Genomic DNA, 16166 nt, shown 5'->3' on the forward strand with positions numbered 1-16166 from the left:
AACAAATGTCCAGGCATCGTGCGCCTACGATCCGCCGGGCTTCCGCCGTTCCGGCGGAGGTGGCCGGAACACCGGGGAAACCTGTCCTGATCCACCGCCCCCGAGGGGAATCACGTGACGACACAGCTGCGGGCCGCCGTACTCGGCTCGCCGATCGCCCATTCGCTGTCGCCGGTGCTGCACCGCGCCGGGTACGCGGCGCTCGGGATGGCGGAGCGCCGGTACGACCGGTTCGAGGTGGACGAGGCGGGGCTGCCGGAGTTCATCGAAAGGATCGATCCCGCCGAGTGGGCCGGTCTGTCGCTCACCATGCCGCTCAAGCGGGCGGTCATCCCGCTGCTGGACGAGGTCTCGCCGGCGGCGCTGGCCGTCGACGCGGTGAACACCGTGGTCTTCGGGCCGGACGGTCGGCGCAGCGGCGACAACACCGACGTGCCGGGCCTGGTCAACGCGCTGCGCGAGCGCGGCGTCGAGCGGGTCGACTCGGCCGCCGTGCTGGGTGCCGGCGCCACCGCCTCCTCGGCGCTGGCCGCGCTGGCCGAGGTGTGCACCGGCGAGGTCGCCGTCCACGTCCGCAGCGCCGAGCGCGCGGAGCAGATGCGGCAGCTCGGCGACCGCCTCGGCCTGCGCGTTCGCACTGCCGCCTGGGAGGACGGCGCCGGGGCGCTGGCGCACCCGCTGACCATCTCCACCACCCCGGCCGGCGCCACCGACCCCTTCGCCGGGGCGCTGCCGGCCGAGCCCGGGGTGCTCTTCGACGTGCTGTACCACCCGTGGCCGACCCGGCTCGCGGCGGCCTGCGCGGAGCGCGGCGGCACCGTGCTCGGCGGGCTGGACCTGCTGGTGCACCAGGCGGTGCTGCAGTTCGAGGCGTTCACCGGGGTGAAGCCGGGCCCGCTCGCGGCGATGCGCGCGGCCGGCGAGGCGGCGCTCGCGGCGGGCTGAGGACGTTACCCGGGCCCGGGCGCGGCAAACCTGCGGGTGTCCATCCGGGTGTCCGCCACGCGGACCACGCGCCTGCCCCGCCCCGCGGCATGAAAGGATCGGAGCAGTGTGCGGGCCCGGTGGCCTCCTGCCCGAGGCCGGGCCCGCCGGACGAAAGCCCCGGTCGGCCCGTGCCGCGCGGGCCGGGCCGCTGACGAAGGAGCTCCGTTGGGTAGGTTGCGCTGGCTGACGGCGGGGGAGTCGCACGGCCCCGCACTGGTCGCGACGCTGGAGGGCCTGCCGGCCGGTGTGCCGGTCACCACCGCGATGGTGGCCGACGCCCTGGCCCGCCGCCGGCTCGGCTACGGCCGCGGGGCCCGGATGAAGTTCGAGCAGGACGAGGTGACCTTCCTCGGCGGCGTCCGGCACGGCCTGACGATGGGCAGCCCGGTCGCCGTCATGGTGGGCAACACCGAGTGGCCGAAGTGGGAGCAGGTCATGTCGGCCGACCCGGTCGACCCGGAGATCCTGGCCGGCCTCGCCCGCAACGAGCCGCTGACCCGCCCGCGCCCCGGCCACGCCGACCTCGCCGGCATGCAGAAGTACTCCATCGAGGAGGCCCGCCCGATCCTGGAGCGCGCCTCCGCCCGCGAGACCGCGGCCCGGGTCGCGATCGGCACCGTCGCCCGCTCGTACCTCAAGGAGACCTGCGGCATCGAGCTGGTCTCGCACGTCGTCGAGCTCGGCGCCGCCCGGGCCCCGCTCGGCGTCTACCCGCTGCCCGCCGACGAGCCCCGCCTCGACGAGGACCCGGTGCGCTGCCTGGACGCCGACGCCTCCGAGCGGATGGTCGCCGAGATCGACCAGGCCCACAAGGACGGCGACACCCTCGGCGGCGTCGTCGAGGTGCTCGCCTACGGCGTGCCCGTCGGCCTCGGCTCGCACGTGCACTGGGACCGCCGCCTGGACGCCCGCCTGGCCGCCGCGCTGATGGGCATCCAGGCCATCAAGGGCGTCGAGGTCGGCGACGGCTTCGAGCTGGCCCGGGTGCCCGGCTCCAAGGCGCACGACGAGATCGTCCCGACCGCCGCCGGCGTGCGCCGCACCTCCGGCCGCTCCGGCGGCACCGAGGGCGGCCTGACCACCGGCGAGCTGCTGCGGGTGCGCGCCGCGATGAAGCCGATCGCCACCGTACCGCGCGCCCTGCAGACCCTGGACGTGCGCACCGGCGAGGTCGCCAAGGCCCACCACCAGCGCTCCGACGTCTGCGCGGTGCCCGCCGCCGGCATCGTCGCCGAGGCGATGGTCGCGCTGGTGCTGGCCGACGCGGTGGCCGAGAAGTTCGGCGGCGACAACGTCGCCGAGACCCGCCGCAACGTGCAGTCCTACCTCGACCACCTGATCGTCCGATGAGCGGGGACGCACCGGTCGTCGTGCTGGTCGGCCCGCCCGGGGCCGGCAAGTCCACGGTCGGCCGGCTGCTCGCCGAACGGCTCGGCGTCGGCTTCCGGGACACCGACGCCGACATCGAGGAGACGGCCGGCAAGCCGATCCCGGAGATCTTCATCGACGAGGGCGAGCCGCACTTCCGCGACCTGGAGGTGCGGGCCGTCCGCGCCGCCGCCGAGACCCACCCCGGGGTGCTCGCGCTCGGCGGCGGCGCGGTGATGGCCGACGCCACCCGCGCCCTGCTGGCCGGCCTGCCGGTGGTGTACTTGGAGGTCGCGCTCGGCGACGCGGTCAAGCGGGTCGGCCTGGACGCGCCGCGCCCGCTGCTCGCGGTCAACCCGCGGGCCCGCTGGCGCGAGCTGATGGACGCCCGCCGCCCCCTCTACCTGGAGGTGGCCAAGGCCGTCGTCGACACCGAGGGGCTCACCCCGGAGCAGGTCGCGGACGCCGTAATGGAAGCACTGGAGCTGAAGCAGGCATGACCGACACCGTCACCATCCACGTCGGCGGCAGCGCCGGCCACGACCCCTACGACGTGCTGGTCGGCCACCAGCTGCTCGGCGAGCTCGCCCCGCTGATCGGCGGCAAGGCCAAGCGGGTCGCGGTGATCCACCCGGAGGCGCTCGCCGCCACCGGCGAGGCGGTCCGCGAGGACCTCGCCGCCGAGGGCTACGAGGCGATCGCCCTCCAGGTGCCCAACGCGGAGGACGCCAAGAGCGCGGAGGTCGCCGCGTACTGCTGGTCGGTGCTCGGCCAGACCGGCTTCACCCGCAGCGACGTGATCGTCGGCCTCGGCGGCGGCGCCACCACCGACCTGGCCGGCTTCGTCGCCGCCAGCTGGCTGCGCGGCGTGCGCTGGATCTCCATGCCGACCACCCTGCTCGGCATGGTCGACGCCGCCGTCGGCGGCAAGACCGGCATCAACATCGCCGAGGGCAAGAACATGGTCGGCGCCTTCCACCCGCCGGCCGGCGTGCTCGCCGACCTCGCCACCCTGGAGACGCTCTCCAAGCACGACTACGTCTCCGGCCTGGCCGAGGTGATCAAGGCCGGCTTCATCGCCGACCCGGTCATCCTCGACCTCGTCGAGGCCGACCCGGAGGCCGCCACCAGCCCGTCCGGGCCGCACACCCCGGAGCTGATCCGGCGGGCCATCCAGGTCAAGGCCGACGTGGTCTCCGGCGACCTCAAGGAGGCCGGCCGCCGCGAGATCCTCAACTACGGCCACACCCTCGGCCACGCCATCGAGCGCAACGAGCGCTACAAGTGGCGGCACGGCGCGGCCATCTCCATCGGCATGGTCTTCGCCGCCGAACTCGGCCGCCTCGCCGGCCGGCTCGACGACGAGACCGCGGACCGTCACCGCCGGGTGCTCGGCTCGGTCGGCCTGCCCCTCACCTACCGGGCGGACGCCTGGCCGCGGCTGCTCGACGCGATGAAGATCGACAAGAAGTCCCGCGGCGACCTGCTGCGCTTCGTCGTCCTGGACGGCCTGGCCAAGACCTCCATCCTGGAGGGGCCCGACCCGTCCCTGCTGGTCGCCGCCTACGCGGAGGTGTCCGGATGACCACCAGGGTCCTCGTCCTCAACGGCCCCAACCTCGGCCGGCTCGGCAGCCGCGAGCCCGACGTGTACGGCGCGACCTCCTACACCGGGCTGGTCGACCGCTGCACCGCACTCGGCGCCGAACTCGGCCTCGACGTCGAGGTCCGCGAGACCAACTCCGAGCTGCAGATGGTCGAGTGGCTGCACCAGGCCGCCGACGCCAAGACCCCGGTCGTGATCAACCCGGGCGCCTTCACGCACTACTCGTACGCGATGCGCGACGCCGCCGCCCAGCGCACCGCGCCGCTCATCGAGGTGCACATCTCCAACCCGTACGCGCGGGAGACCTTCCGGCACAACTCGGTGATCGCCTCGATCGCCTCCGGCACCATCGCCGGCTTCGGCCTCGGCTCCTACGAACTGGCGCTGCGCGCCATCGCGGAGGAGCTCACCACCCGCTGACGTGCGATCACGCGGCCCGGTGGCGGACTGTGCCCGCCACCGGGCCGACGTGTAGTGTCCCGGTCGGGAGGTGACGATGTCGCAGTACACCGGGGGAGGACCGATGCCTCCGCGACCCGTCGCGCCGCCGTACCCGGCCCGGCCGGGCGCCGCACCGGGGGTGGGCCGGCCGCCGTACCCGCAGCAGCCCGCCGCGCAGCCGCAGCCCGGCGCAGCGGTGCCTCCCGCGGCGCCCGCGGCGCCGCCCACGGCCGCCATGAGCGTGCCGCCCGGCGCCACCGGCCACTTCGTCCTGCCGACCGGTGCGCCCGTCCAACTGCCCGCGCACCCGCCGCAGCAGCAGCTGCCCACGGGCCCGATAGCCGTGTTGCTGATCGGCCCGGCCGGCGCCGGCAAGACCACCGTCGCCCGGCACTGGGCCGAACGGCAGCCGATGCCCACCGCGCACATCAGCCTGGACGACGTCCGCGAGTGGGTGCAGTCCGGCTTCGCCAACCCGCAGTCCGGCTGGAACAACGCCTCCGAGGCCCAGTACCGGCTGGCCCGCCGGACCTGCGGCTTCGCCTGCCGCAACTACCTCGCCAACGGCATCTCCTGCATCATCGACGACGCCGTCTTCCCGGACCGCCCGGCGATCGGCCTCGGCGGCTGGAAGCGCCACATCGGCCCCGGCATGATCCCCGTCGTCCTGCTGCCCGGCCTCGACTCGGTGCTCGCCCGCAACGCCCGCCGCAGCGGCAACCGCCGGCTCAGCGACGAGGAGGTCGCCCGCATCCACGGCCGGATGGCCGGCTGGCGCACCTCGGGCCTGCCGATCATCGACAACTCCCAGCTCGACGTCGCCTCCACCGCCGCCGCCCTCGACCGCGCCATCATGTCCCGCCTCACCGGCCGACCGTGACCGGCAGCGGTGCCCGGACGGTGCCCGACGCCGACGGCGTGGTCCGCTCCCGGCTGCGGCCGGGTGGTTGGGGGTGCGGGGAACAGCGCACGGCGGACGTGGGCCACCGTGAACGACCCTCGTGAGCTGGCCCCTGTCCCGGGCGGGTGCCCGGGGTGTCACTGGCGCCTGGGATGATGGAGGGACCGCGACGGACCAGACGAGGAGCTGACGCCCGTGCCCGAGGGCCACATCATCCACCGCCTCGCCCACGAGAACCACCGGGTGTTCGCCGACCGGCCGGTACGGGTCAGCAGCCCGCAGGGGCGGTTCGCCGAGGGCGCCGCGCGACTGGACGGCCGCCCGCTGGACGAGGCCGAGGCCCACGGCAAGCACCTCTTCCTCGGCTTCGGCGACGACTGGCTGCACGTCCACCTCGGGCTGTACGGCGGCTTCACCTTCGGCAGCGGCGGTGCCCCGGCGCCGGTCGGCGAGGTGCGGCTGCGGATGGCGAACGACGAGGGCTGGGCCGACCTGCGCGGCCCCAACACCTGCGAACTCCTCGACCCTGCGGCGAAGGAGGCCGTGCACGCCCGGCTCGGGCCGGACCCGCTGCGCCCCGACGCCGATCCGGACGCCGCCTGGCGGCGGATGGCCCGCAGCTCCACCACCGTCGCCGCGCTCCTGATGGACCAGAAGGTGCTGGCCGGCGTCGGCAACGTGTACCGCGCCGAGGTGCTCTTCCGCCTCGGCATCAGCCCGCACCGCGAGGGCCGCAGGATCACCCGCGAGGAGTGGGACGCGATCTGGGCCGACCTGGTCGCCCTGATGCACGCGGGCGTCGGCGCGGGCCGGATCGACACCGTCCGCCCGGAGCACACGCCGGAGGCGATGGGCCGGCCGCCGCGGGTCGACGACCACGGCGGCGAGGTGTACGTCTACCGCCGCACCGACATGCCCTGCCTGGTCTGCGGGACACCGGTGCGCACCGAGTCGCTGGCGGCCCGCAACCTCTTCTGGTGCCCCGGCTGCCAGCGGCGCTGAGCGCGGCCCTGCCCGGCCGCCGGCCGGGCAGGGCGACGGTCCGTCAGCCGCGCGGCAGCACCATGGACTGCACCTGGGGCAGCTTGCGCCAGTCGCTGGAGACGATGCTGGCGTGGGCGGCCGCGAGCTGGGTCACCCGGGCCCGGGCCTGGTCGGCCGTGGGGTCGGTGGAGCTGATGGCGGGCGCCACGTTGTGGGCGTCGGTCATGACCAGCAGGTAGTGGCGGGCGTCGTACCAGCCGGTGTCGATGCCGCCGACGTACGCCGAGGCGTCGCCGTCGAAGACCACGAACCAGGGCCGGATGCTGGTCTCGCCGTAGGCGTTGCGCGGGTCGCCGGAGACGGCGCCGTGCACCACCGGGAAGACCTGGGCCTGGCCGGCCCTGCCGGCCGCCGCGAGGTCGCGCAGGTAGCGGCTGTACTCGACGTCGGTGTGCAGGGTGTCGAAGGGGTTGCCCTCCTCGACGGTGCCGGGGATGACGTCCACCAGGACCCGGCCGGCGAGGGCGTCGCGGGTGGGCCAGTTGCCGGCCTTCGCGGCCTCGTCGAGGTTCGGGTAGCTGCCGCCGCCGGGCTTGGCGAGCAGGTCGGCGGGGCGGAAGACGGCGCTGCCGAGGTGGGCGGCTATCAGGGCGTCCAGCTGGGCCGGGCCCATGCCGCGGTTGGCGGCGAACCCGCCCTTGAGCTCCAGCTTGACGACGAGCGGGCCGCTGGACGGGTGGGCGGCGAGCCAGATCCGCAGGTCGTCGAGGCAGTACTCGAGGTCCTTGTTGGTGCCGCCGCTGTACAGCGTCGCCGGGCCGGTGGCGGCGGTGCAGTTGTTGGCGTTGCCGAGCGGGTTGGAGTGGCTGACCTTCCACTCCTTGGTGACGGTGTCCGTCCACGCGTCGAGCTCGATCATGCCGGTGCCGGTGTCCAGGCTCTGCGCGAGGAAGGGGAAGGCGGCCGGGTCGTAGGTGTTGTGGATCCCGACGGCGGTGGCCGAACCGAACGGCAGGCCGCCGCCGGTGGCGGCGCCGGACTGGTGCGCGGGGAGCAGGGTGGCGGCCGCGGCCAGCAGCCCCACGGCGAACGTACGGCGAAGCTTCACGGGTGTCTCCTCGTCAGGAGCCTGGGGACGGCGGGCCGGACGGACCGCCTCCGGAAGCATGGGCCACCGGAACGGCTTCGAGGTGACATGACAAGAAAACTTGGCTGAAGCTGACCCCCCGTCCCACTGACAAACCGTCAGGAAGCCCTCATTCCGTGCAGGGGTCCGTGCCGTGCAGGGGTTCCTGCCGTGCGGGCGGTCGTTCCGGGCGGGCGCTCAGTCGGCACGCCCCAGCACCCCGTGTTCCAGCACCTCGGCCACCGCGGTGTCGGTCAGCCGGTAGCGCACCACCCGGCCGTCCCGCTCGCCCTCGACCACGCCCGCGGCGCGCAGCAGCCGCAGCGCCTGGGAGACCGCCGGATCGCGCATCCCGGTGGCCAGCGCCAGGTCGGTGACGGCCAGCGGCCCGGTGGTGTGCAGGGCGAGCAGCAGCGCCAGCCGCCCCGGGTCGGCGAGCAGGCCGAACAGCTCCGCCCAGGCCCGGACCCGCCCGGTGTCGCCGATCCCGGCGATCGCCTCGCAGACCCGGTGCCCGTCGATGGTGCGGTGGCCTGCGCGATCGGCGGGGAGGAGGTGCATGGCGGCATTCTCGCAGGCCGACCGGCCGTGATCTACGACACCTGCGCGGTTGTGCAGGCTTGCAGCTGTCGGTCCGTCACCCCTACGGTGGAGCAGCCGTGGTGTTCGGGAAGACCGGTGCAGGACCTCGGGGTCCGAGTCCGGAGCGGCCCTCGCCACTGTGAACGGGGAGTCAATCCGTACCCCTCGCGGGTCACTGGGCGCAGGCGCGCCCGGGAAGGCCGGGTACGGGCACCGTCAGAACCTCCCCGTGAGCCAGGAGACCGGCCACGGCACCTCACGACGTCATTCCACGAGGTGTTGGAGCGTGAACCGCAGATGACCCTGCCCGCAACCGGTACGGCCGCGCCGCCGACCGCCCCCGGCCTGCCCGCCTTCCGCTGGCGACGGGAGGACACCCTCCGCACGGCCGGTCTGCTGGCGGTCATCCTGGCGATGCACGTGGCCGCCTTCGGCACGCTCTTCCTGCTGGTCGTGCCGGAGCGCTACGAGGTCGGCACCCAGGTGTTCGGCGCCGGACTCGGCATCACCGCCTACACCCTGGGCATGCGGCACGCCTTCGACGCCGACCACATCGCGGTGATCGACAACACCACCCGCAAGCTGATGGCCGACGGCCGGAGACCGGTCTCGGTGGGCTTCTGGTTCGCCCTCGGCCACTCGTCGATGGTGGTGCTGATGGCCGCCCTGGTCGCGGGCGGCGCCCAGCTGGCCGGGGTGCTGATGGACGACGGCTCGACCACCCACCAGGTGCTCGGCACCATCGGCACCACCGCCTCCGGCGCCTTCCTCTACCTGATCGCCGCGCTCAACCTGGCGGCCCTGCTCGGCATCCTGCGGGTCTTCCGGGCGATGCGGGCCGGCACCTTCGACGAGGCGGAGCTCGAACGGCAGCTCGACTCGCGCGGCCTGATGAACCGCGTCCTGCGCCGCGCCACCCGCTCGATCTCCCGCCCCGGCCAGATGTTCCCGGTCGGCATGGTGCTGGGCCTCGGCTTCGACACCGCCACCGAGGTGACGCTGATGGTGATGGCCGGCTCGGGCGCCGCGGCGGGCCTGCCCTGGTACGCGATCGTCTGCCTGCCGCTGCTGTTCGCCGCCGGGATGAGCCTGTTCGACACCCTCGACGGCACGTTCATGAACTTCGCCTACCAGTGGGCGTTCTCCAACCCCGTCCGCAAGGTGTTCTACAACCTCGCCATCACCGGCCTGTCGATCGCGGTGGCCTTCGTCATCGGCACGATCGAGCTCGTCGCGGTGCTGCACGACAAGCTGGGCCTGACCGACCCGGTGAGCGGCTGGATCGCCGGACTCAGCCTGGACAACGTCGGCTTCGTCATCGTCGGCCTGTTCGTGGTGGTGTGGGCGGCGGCGATCGGCTACTGGCGGATCGCCCGGGTCGAGCAGCGCTGGACGCCCGGCGGGGCGGGCTGAGATGGCCCGCGGGCGGCCGCGCCGAGCGGCGGACGGGGTGTCAGCCCGCCGCCAGCAGCAGCGTGCCCGCCACCGCGAGGCCCGCGCCGAGCAGTTGGACGCGCCGCAGCCGCTCCTTGAGCAGGCCCCGGGCCATCAGCGCGGTGACCACGGGGTAGAGCGAGGCCAGCACCGCGGCGACGGCCACCGACCCGCGGTGCGAGGCGGCGGCGAAGGCGGCGTTCGCGGCGACGTCGGCCACCCCGACCGCGGTCAGCGCGGGCAGGCTCCGCCGCAGCGCCCCCGGCGCACCGGGCTCCCGCCCACGGCGCCCGGCCAGCAGGACGCCGCCGCCGACCGCCACGTTGCAGAGCCGCTGCACGCACAGCACGAGCAGCAGCCCGCCGCCGTCGGAGGCCCGGGCGACCAGGGCCATCGCCGTGCCCATGCCGAGGGCCGCCGACAGCGTCAGCACCAGCACCCGCAGGCCGACCGTGCCGCCGCCGCGACGCGGACCGCCGGCCAGGGCGACGCCGAGCACGGCGACCGCGATGCCGGCGGCCTGCGCCGGGCCGGGGCGCTCCCCGAGCAGCAGCCCGAGCCCGACCGGCACCGCGACGCCGACGGTCGCCAGCGGCGAGACCACCCCCATGGGCCCGAGCGCGAGGGCGCGGTAGAAGGCGAGGAGGGCGAACGGCCCGATCACCCCCGCCGCCACCGCGTACCAGAGGTCGGCGGTGGCCCCGCCCGCGCCGCCGACGGCGAGGACGGCCAGGACGAGCAGGACGGCCGCGGCGGCCTGCGAGGCGACCACCACGGTCAGCGCGGACAGCCGGCGGGTGAGCGAGCCGCCCCCGTAGTCGGCCATGCCCCACAGCAGGCTGGCGGCGAGGGCGAGGAGCTGGGACAGCACAGTGGACTCCGGAGTACGGTCGGGTGGACGCTCGGTGTCCCAGCAGCTTAGGTCAACAGAGTGAACCGGACGAATCAATTCATTGGACTGGTATGCCCGACCCCGATCTGATCACCCAGGCCCTGGCGCGCAACCTCAAGCGGCTGCGGGCCGACCGCGGCCACACCCTCGACGCACTCGCGGCCCGCTCCGGGGTGAGCCGCGGCATGATCGTGCAGATCGAGCAGGGGAGGACCAACCCGAGCGTGGGCACCGTCGTCCGGCTCGCCGACGCGCTCGGCGCCTCGATCGCCCGGCTGCTCGACTACGACGAGACCTCCACCGTGCGGATCGTCCCCGACGACGAGGCCGTCCAGCTCTGGTCGGGCGCCAAGGGCGGCACCGGGGTGCTGCTCAACGGCATCGAGGCGCCCGGCCCGCTGGAGCTCTGGCAGTGGCTGATCCTGCCGGGGGAGGGGCACGGCTCGGACCCGCACCCCGCGGGCACCGTGGAGATCGCCCGGGTCGAGGAGGGCGAACTCACCCTCACCCTGGACGGCCGCGACCACCTGGTGCCGGCCGGCTCCACCGCCTCCTACGAGGCGGCCGCCGCGCACGGCTACCGCAACGACGGCGAGGTGCCCGTCCGGCTCACCCTCGTGGTCTCGGTGCCGCCGCCCCCGCGCTGATCCCGCGGGTGCACGCCGAAGCGCCCCCCTCCCCGGCCGGGGAGGGGGGCGCGGTCGTGCGCGGGACGGTCAGTCGCGGCCGTACCGCCGCCGGTACTGCTCGATCCGGCCGGCCTGGTCCAGGACGCGGGCGCGCCCGGTCCAGACGGGGTGGCTCGCCGACGAGGTCTCCACGTCGACCACCGGGCGGACGGTGCCGTCCTCCCAGACCACCGTGGAGGCGGACGTCAGCGTCGAGCGGGTGAGGAAGGACCGGTCGGCGGCCTTGTCGCGGAAGACGACCGGACGGTAGGCGGGGTGGATGCCGTTCTTCACGGGGGCTGCTCCTTCGGGGGTCGGTGGACGTGCCGGGCGGGGCCTGCGACCGGGCTCAGCGCTCTTCGCGGAAGGCCACGTGCTCGCGGGCGACCGGGTCGTACTTGCGCAGCACCAGGCGGTCCGGGTCGTTGCGGCGGCTCTTGCGCGTCACGTAGGTGAAACCGGTGCCGGCGGTCGACCTCAGTCGGACGACCGGGCGCAGTTCGCTGCGGGCCATCTGCTCCTCCTCGGTGGCTCCGAACCTCCGCCCCGGGCATCTTGTCCGAAACGGAAGTCGTTTTCGTATCCGCTCCAACGCGAGCCCGGGGCGTTCCATTCCCGCCCGGTCCCGCCCGGTCCCGACCCGTCCCGACCCGTTCGCCCCCTTCCCGTCCGCCCGTCCGTCCGCCGGTCCGTTCCCCCGTTCGGCCCCGCGCCGCCGACCGGTCCGCGACCCGCCGTGCGCGCCCCCGCGCCCGCCGCACCACGCCCTCCGGGCCCGTCCCGGGCCGGGCGGCCTGGCCCGCCCGGCTCGACGGGCGCGGGCCGTCCGCAGTTCGTAGGCTCGTGGCATGTCCGATGCGTACGCGGCGCGGCGGGAGCGCCTCAGGGAGCACTGCAGTGCGTCGGGGGTCGACGCGGCCCTGGTGACCCGCGCCTCCAACGTCCGCTACCTCACCGGCTGCCCGCCGTGCGGCGCGAGCCTGCTGCTCACCCGCGAGCGGGCACTGCTGGCGCTGCCCGACGACCTGCCGCCCGAGGAGGGCGGCGAGCACCTGCTCGGGCCGGACATCGGCCAGCTGCTGGTGCCCGCCGACACCGACACCGCGCTGGCCGCCGCCGAGGCCGCCGGCCGGCTGAAGGTCCTCGACCTCGCCGTCGAGGAGCACGACCTCACCGTCCGCCGCCACCGCGCGCTCGCCGGCGTCGCCGAGGGCGTCCGGCTCGCCGACCTCGGCACCGCGGTCGAGGGGATGCGCGTCGTCAAGGACGAGCACGAGATCGCCGACCTGCGGATCGCCGCCGAGATCGCCGACCAGGCGCTCAGCGAACTGCTGGAGTCGATCCTCGTCGGCCGCACCGAGCGGCACCTGGCGATGGAGCTGGAACGCCGGATGATCGACCACGGCGCCGACCGCGCCGCCTTCCCGGTCTCCGTCGGCACCGGCAGCCACTCCGGCCTGGAGGCCCACCAGCCCACCGACCGGCGGGTCGAGGAGGGCGACTTCCTCACCGTCGTGCTCGGCGCCTGCTACCGCGGGTACGGCGTCTCCACCGCGCGGACCTTCGTCATCGGCGCCGCGCCGGCGCCCTGGCAGGTCGAACTGCACCGGCTGGTCTTCCGCGCCCAGCGGGCCGGACGCGAAGCGCTCGGCCCGGGCGTCTCGGAGTCCGTACCCGATCTGGCCGCCCGCGAGGTGCTGCAGGCCGCGGGCCACACCGACAGCCCGGCGCACCCGGTCGGACACGGCATCGGCCTGGAGATCCGGGAGGCGCCGCGCCTGGGACCCGCCGACATGGGTAAACTGGACAATCGCGTGCCGGTCACCGTCGGCCCGGGGGTGCACCTCCCGGGGCGGGGCGGGGTCCGGATCGAGGACACGCTCGTCGTACGCCCCCTCGAGGAGGGCGGGCCCGAGCTGCTCACCATCACCACCAAGGAGCTCCTCGCCCTGTAGCCCGCGCAGCGGGAGGCAGGAGGCGCAGCCCTTGGTTCCTTGACAGCTATATCAGGAGTTAGTGCGCTCGTGGCTTCTACGAACGATCTCAAGAACGGCATGGTCCTCAAGCTGGAGGGCGGCAAGCTCTGGTCCGTCGTCGAGTTCCAGCACGTGAAGCCCGGCAAGGGCCCGGCCTTCGTGCGCACCAAGCTCAAGGAGGTCCTGACCGGCAAGGTCGTCGAGAAGACCTTCAACGCGGGCATCAAGGTCGAGACCGCCAACGTCGACAAGCGCACCATGCAGTACTCGTACCGCGACGGTGAGCAGTTCATCTTCATGGACATGGACACCTACGACCAGGTGCCGGTCGACGCCTCCACCGTGGGCGACGCCGCCAAGTACCTGCTCGAGGGCTTCGAGGCCCTGGTCGCCCAGAACGAGGGCGTCCCGCTGTACGTCGAGCTCCCGGCCGCCGTCGAGCTCACCATCGCCGAGACCGAGCCGGGCGTCCAGGGCGACCGCTCCACCGGCGGCACCAAGCCGGCCACCCTGGAGACCGGCGCCGAGATCCAGGTCCCGCTCTTCGTCACCACCGGTGAGAAGGTCAAGGTCGACACCCGCGACGGCAGCTACCTCGGCCGGGTCAAGTAATCGTGTCCAACGCGCGTACCAAGGCCCGCACCCGGGCCTTCCAGATCCTCTTCGAGGCCGACCACCGGGGGGTCGCGCCCGAGCGCGTGCTCGCCGAGTGGGTGGGCCGGGCACGTGAGGCCAAGCCGGGTGAGACCACCCCGCAGGTCGGCGAGTACACCATGCAGCTGATCGAGGGTTACACCGGCCACGCCCGGCGGATCGACGAGCTGATCTCGACCTACGCGGTCGGCTGGACGCTCGACCGGATGCCGATCGCGGACCGCAACGTGCTGCGGATCGGCGCCTACGAGCTGATCTGGGAGGACGGCGTCCCGGACGCGGTCGTCCTGGACGAGGCCGTAGAGATCGCCAAGGAGTACTCCACCGACGAGTCCCCGGCGTTCGTCAACGGCCTGCTCGCCCGCTTCATGGATCTCAAGCCGCAGATCCGCCGCGACTGAGCCGTCGCGCCAGGGCCCCGCGCCCCGCACGGACGGCCCGAGAGGCCGCCGGACCGAACCGGTCCGGCGGCCTTCGCGCGTTCCCGGGCCGCCGTCCGCTCCCGGGTCTTCGCCCGCCCCGTGCGGAGGCGTAGGCTACTGGCGAGTAATGGCTGAGGCGAAGGGCGTACCACCGATGACCACCGCGACACGCAGCGAGTTCGACCAGGGCATCGCACTCACCCCGCACGCCGCGGAGCCCGGCCGGTACGACGCCGAACTCGGCGCGGGCTGGCAGATCGGCGGCGGCGTCAACGGCGGCCTGCTGCTCGCCGTCGCCGGGCACGCCCTCTCCCTCGCCAACGGCGACCACCGAGACCCGTTCTCCATCACCGGCCACTACCTCTCCGCCTCCCGCCCCGGCCCGGCCGCCGTCCGCACCGAGACCGTCCGCCGCGGCCGGAGCCTCACCACCGGCACCGCCTCGCTCCTCCAGGACGGCGAGGAACGGCTCCGGGTGCTCGCCACCTTCGGCGACCTCGACACCCTCGACGCCGAGGTCGCGACCAGCGCCCTGCCGCCCGTGATGCCGCTGCCGGACGAATGCATCGGCGTCGAGCACGCGCCGCCGCAGCTCATCGAACAGGCCGCGCTGCTGGAGCGGTTCGACCTCCGGCTCGACCCGGCCACCGTCGGCTGGGCCCTCGGGCAGCCCTCCGGGAACGGCCGCATCCAGGGCTGGTTCCGGCTCGCCGACGGGCGGCAGCCCGACCCGCTGCTCCTGCTGCTCGTCGCCGACTCCCTGCCGCCCGTCACCTTCGACCTCGGCCGGCCGGGCTGGGCGCCGACCGTCGAACTCACCGTCCACCTCCGGGCGAAGCCGGCGCCCGGCTGGCTCCGCGTCGCGCACGCCACCCGGAACCTGGCCGGCGGCTACTTCGAGGAGGACTGCGAGATCTGGGACGAGACCGGCCGCCTGGTCGCCCAGTCCCGCCAACTCGCCCGCGCCCCCAGGTCCTGAGGCGCGGGCTGCCCCCACGCGCCCCCGGGTGGTTGCCCACACCCCTGGGGTGTCGCCCGTGCCCCTTGGGGCGGCCGCCGACGCCTCGTTGCTTTCAGTTACAGGGCTGTGACAACCGGTGCGTGTGCGGCCCGCGGGGATGGGGAGGAACAGGGGCGACCGACCGCACCGCCCCGCAGGAGTCGACGATGTCCCGCAACCCCCGCGCCCCCCGGCCCTCCCGCTGCACCGCCAACGCCGCCGCCGCAGGCCGTCCGCACGGCGAGGAGGCCTTCGTCACGGGCATCCTCACCAGCGCCGAGGACTTCGAGCGGGCCCGCGCCTGGCGCCTCACGGACGCCGCGGACTTCGACAGCTACCTGTTGGACACCGCCGTGCTGCTGGCCGAGGCCCGCCGGACGTACGGCACCGTGCAGGCCCGGATGTTCCACGTCGACGACTTCGCCGACTTCTGCCTGCTGCACCGGCTGGACCCGGCCGAGCCGGCATCCCGGGACCGGTACTTGGTCAATCCGCCGCTGCAGACGCAGTTGCTGCCGTACCAGGGCGAGGAGCTCGTCGGCGACTTCGTGCCGCGGCTGGTCCGCGCGCGGGACAACGGTCTGACGCTGCGCCACGTCGAGCTGCTGCTGGACCGCGTGCCCGGTGGGGACGGCGGGGACGGCGGGGATGAGGCGGCGCTGGTGCGGCAGGCGCACCAGCGGGGCGCCGAGCTGTTCCGCCGGATGCTGGTCGGGGCCGGGTTCGGCGCGTACCGCTTCCTGTGCGCGGTGGAGGCGCCGGGCGGCCGGCTGGAGGCGGAGGCCCGGATCCTGCACTGGGAGGACGGGGTGGTGCGGATCAACGACGAGGACCTGGACCTGGTCTGCGCGGTGCTGTGCGCGGGCCTCTACCGGGAGCTGCCGGGGGCGGCGCTGCTGCACGGCTCGCAGGGGTCGGCCGGTGCCTGCGGCGAGTACCGGCAGGTCGCGTGGGCCTGGGAGAGCGAGGGCGGCGGCTACGCGCCGGCGGCGGTCGAGCTGGACGAGGTGCGGGCCGAGCCGGGCTTCAGCCTGGGCACGGTGTGCTGAGGGCGGCGGTGCGGGGTGCCGGTGCGCGGGCCGGGGGCGGAACCACGGCGGGGCGTGCGGCAGCTGCCGCACGCCCC

Annotated in this window: 19 protein-coding genes and 1 riboswitch; of the genes, 14 read left to right on the plus strand and 5 right to left on the minus strand. The window is 74.4% G+C overall.

Annotated elements, in window-relative coordinates; translation table 11 throughout:
• Nucleotides 1–114 precede the first annotated feature (114 nt).
• The 7 genes from AB0442_RS35420 to AB0442_RS35450 all read left to right on the plus strand — a co-directional run bounded on the left by AB0442_RS35420 (nt 115) and on the right by AB0442_RS35450 (nt 6304).
• Nucleotides 115–945 carry a shikimate dehydrogenase gene (locus AB0442_RS35420; protein ID WP_366167670.1) on the plus strand — a complete coding sequence of 277 codons (831 nt, stop codon included), beginning with the start codon at nt 115–117 and terminating at the stop codon, nt 943–945.
• A 207-nt stretch (nt 946–1152) separates the two neighbouring features.
• Nucleotides 1153–2337, plus strand: coding sequence for a chorismate synthase (gene aroC / locus AB0442_RS35425; protein WP_366167671.1), 1185 nt, complete (start codon nt 1153–1155; stop codon nt 2335–2337).
• Nucleotides 2334–2855, plus strand: a complete 522-nt coding sequence (locus AB0442_RS35430; RefSeq protein WP_366167672.1) for a shikimate kinase — start codon at nt 2334–2336, stop codon at nt 2853–2855. The genes aroC and AB0442_RS35430 overlap by 4 nt, the downstream gene beginning before the upstream one ends.
• Nucleotides 2852–3940, plus strand: a complete 1089-nt coding sequence (gene aroB, locus AB0442_RS35435; RefSeq protein ID WP_363541744.1) for a 3-dehydroquinate synthase — start codon at nt 2852–2854, stop codon at nt 3938–3940. The genes AB0442_RS35430 and aroB overlap by 4 nt, the downstream gene beginning before the upstream one ends.
• Nucleotides 3937–4380: a type II 3-dehydroquinate dehydratase gene (gene aroQ, locus AB0442_RS35440; protein ID WP_363541743.1), complete on the plus strand. Its 444-nt coding sequence runs from the start codon at nt 3937–3939 to the stop codon at nt 4378–4380. The genes aroB and aroQ overlap by 4 nt, the downstream gene beginning before the upstream one ends.
• 76 nt (nt 4381–4456) lie before the next feature.
• Nucleotides 4457–5281: an AAA family ATPase gene (locus AB0442_RS35445; RefSeq protein WP_366167673.1), complete on the plus strand. Its 825-nt coding sequence runs from the start codon at nt 4457–4459 to the stop codon at nt 5279–5281.
• A gap of 216 nt (nt 5282–5497) precedes the next feature.
• Nucleotides 5498–6304 (plus strand): DNA-formamidopyrimidine glycosylase family protein, encoded by an 807-nt coding sequence (locus tag AB0442_RS35450; protein WP_366167674.1) that lies wholly within the window; start codon nt 5498–5500, stop codon nt 6302–6304.
• A 43-nt stretch (nt 6305–6347) separates the two neighbouring features.
• Here the strand turns inward: AB0442_RS35450 and AB0442_RS35455 are convergent, their stop codons facing one another.
• On the minus strand, nt 6348–7394 hold the full coding sequence (locus AB0442_RS35455) for a phosphatidylinositol-specific phospholipase C domain-containing protein (RefSeq protein WP_366167675.1): 1047 nt from the start codon (nt 7392–7394) through the stop codon (nt 6348–6350).
• Between the two features lie 216 nt (nt 7395–7610).
• Entirely contained in the window at nt 7611–7973 is a 363-nt protein-coding gene (locus tag AB0442_RS35460) for a metalloregulator ArsR/SmtB family transcription factor (RefSeq protein WP_363541738.1), read from the minus strand.
• A gap of 82 nt (nt 7974–8055) precedes the next feature.
• Nucleotides 8056–8260, plus strand: a riboswitch (cobalamin riboswitch).
• A gap of 31 nt (nt 8261–8291) precedes the next feature.
• Between AB0442_RS35460 and AB0442_RS35465 the strand changes: the two genes are divergently transcribed.
• Nucleotides 8292–9407: a HoxN/HupN/NixA family nickel/cobalt transporter gene (locus AB0442_RS35465; RefSeq protein WP_363541737.1), complete on the plus strand. Its 1116-nt coding sequence runs from the start codon at nt 8292–8294 to the stop codon at nt 9405–9407.
• Between the two features lie 40 nt (nt 9408–9447).
• On the opposite strand, the gene AB0442_RS35470 is transcribed toward AB0442_RS35465, so the two are convergent.
• Complete coding sequence (locus tag AB0442_RS35470) at nt 9448–10296, minus strand: DMT family transporter (protein ID WP_366167681.1); 849 nt, start codon at nt 10294–10296, stop codon at nt 9448–9450.
• A gap of 95 nt (nt 10297–10391) precedes the next feature.
• On the opposite strand from AB0442_RS35470, the gene AB0442_RS35475 reads away from it, so the two are divergent.
• Complete coding sequence (locus AB0442_RS35475; RefSeq protein ID WP_366167676.1) at nt 10392–10967, plus strand: XRE family transcriptional regulator; 576 nt, start codon at nt 10392–10394, stop codon at nt 10965–10967.
• Nucleotides 10968–11036: 69 nt separating this feature from the next.
• Here AB0442_RS35475 and AB0442_RS35480 read toward each other — a convergent pair whose 3' ends face one another.
• Nucleotides 11037–11282: a type B 50S ribosomal protein L31 gene (locus tag AB0442_RS35480; RefSeq protein WP_366167677.1), complete on the minus strand. Its 246-nt coding sequence runs from the start codon at nt 11280–11282 to the stop codon at nt 11037–11039.
• 55 nt (nt 11283–11337) lie between these two features.
• The gene (gene rpmG / locus AB0442_RS35485; RefSeq protein ID WP_344624212.1) at nt 11338–11502 is read right to left on the minus strand and encodes a 50S ribosomal protein L33; all 165 of its coding nucleotides are present in this window, start codon (nt 11500–11502) and stop codon (nt 11338–11340) included.
• 334 nt (nt 11503–11836) lie between these two features.
• Here rpmG and AB0442_RS35490 point away from each other — a divergent pair, with 334 nt between their 5' ends.
• The 5 genes from AB0442_RS35490 (at nt 11837) to AB0442_RS35510 (ending at nt 16089) form a co-directional block, all read left to right on the plus strand.
• Complete coding sequence (locus AB0442_RS35490) at nt 11837–12943, plus strand: aminopeptidase P family protein (protein ID WP_344624213.1); 1107 nt, start codon at nt 11837–11839, stop codon at nt 12941–12943.
• Between the two features lie 69 nt (nt 12944–13012).
• Nucleotides 13013–13576, plus strand: coding sequence for an elongation factor P (gene efp, locus AB0442_RS35495; RefSeq protein ID WP_366167678.1), 564 nt, complete (start codon nt 13013–13015; stop codon nt 13574–13576).
• Nucleotides 13577–13578: 2 nt separating this feature from the next.
• Complete coding sequence (nusB, locus tag AB0442_RS35500; RefSeq protein ID WP_363541732.1) at nt 13579–14019, plus strand: transcription antitermination factor NusB; 441 nt, start codon at nt 13579–13581, stop codon at nt 14017–14019.
• 175 nt (nt 14020–14194) lie between these two features.
• Entirely contained in the window at nt 14195–15019 is an 825-nt protein-coding gene (locus AB0442_RS35505; RefSeq protein WP_366167679.1) for a thioesterase family protein, read from the plus strand.
• Between the two features lie 188 nt (nt 15020–15207).
• Entirely contained in the window at nt 15208–16089 is an 882-nt protein-coding gene (locus AB0442_RS35510; protein ID WP_366167680.1) for a hypothetical protein, read from the plus strand.
• Nucleotides 16090–16166: the final 77 nt, after the last annotated feature.

Origin of the sequence: Kitasatospora sp. NPDC085895, assembly GCF_040702125.1 — a bacterium.
Taxonomy (GTDB): domain Bacteria; phylum Actinomycetota; class Actinomycetes; order Streptomycetales; family Streptomycetaceae; genus Kitasatospora; species Kitasatospora arboriphila.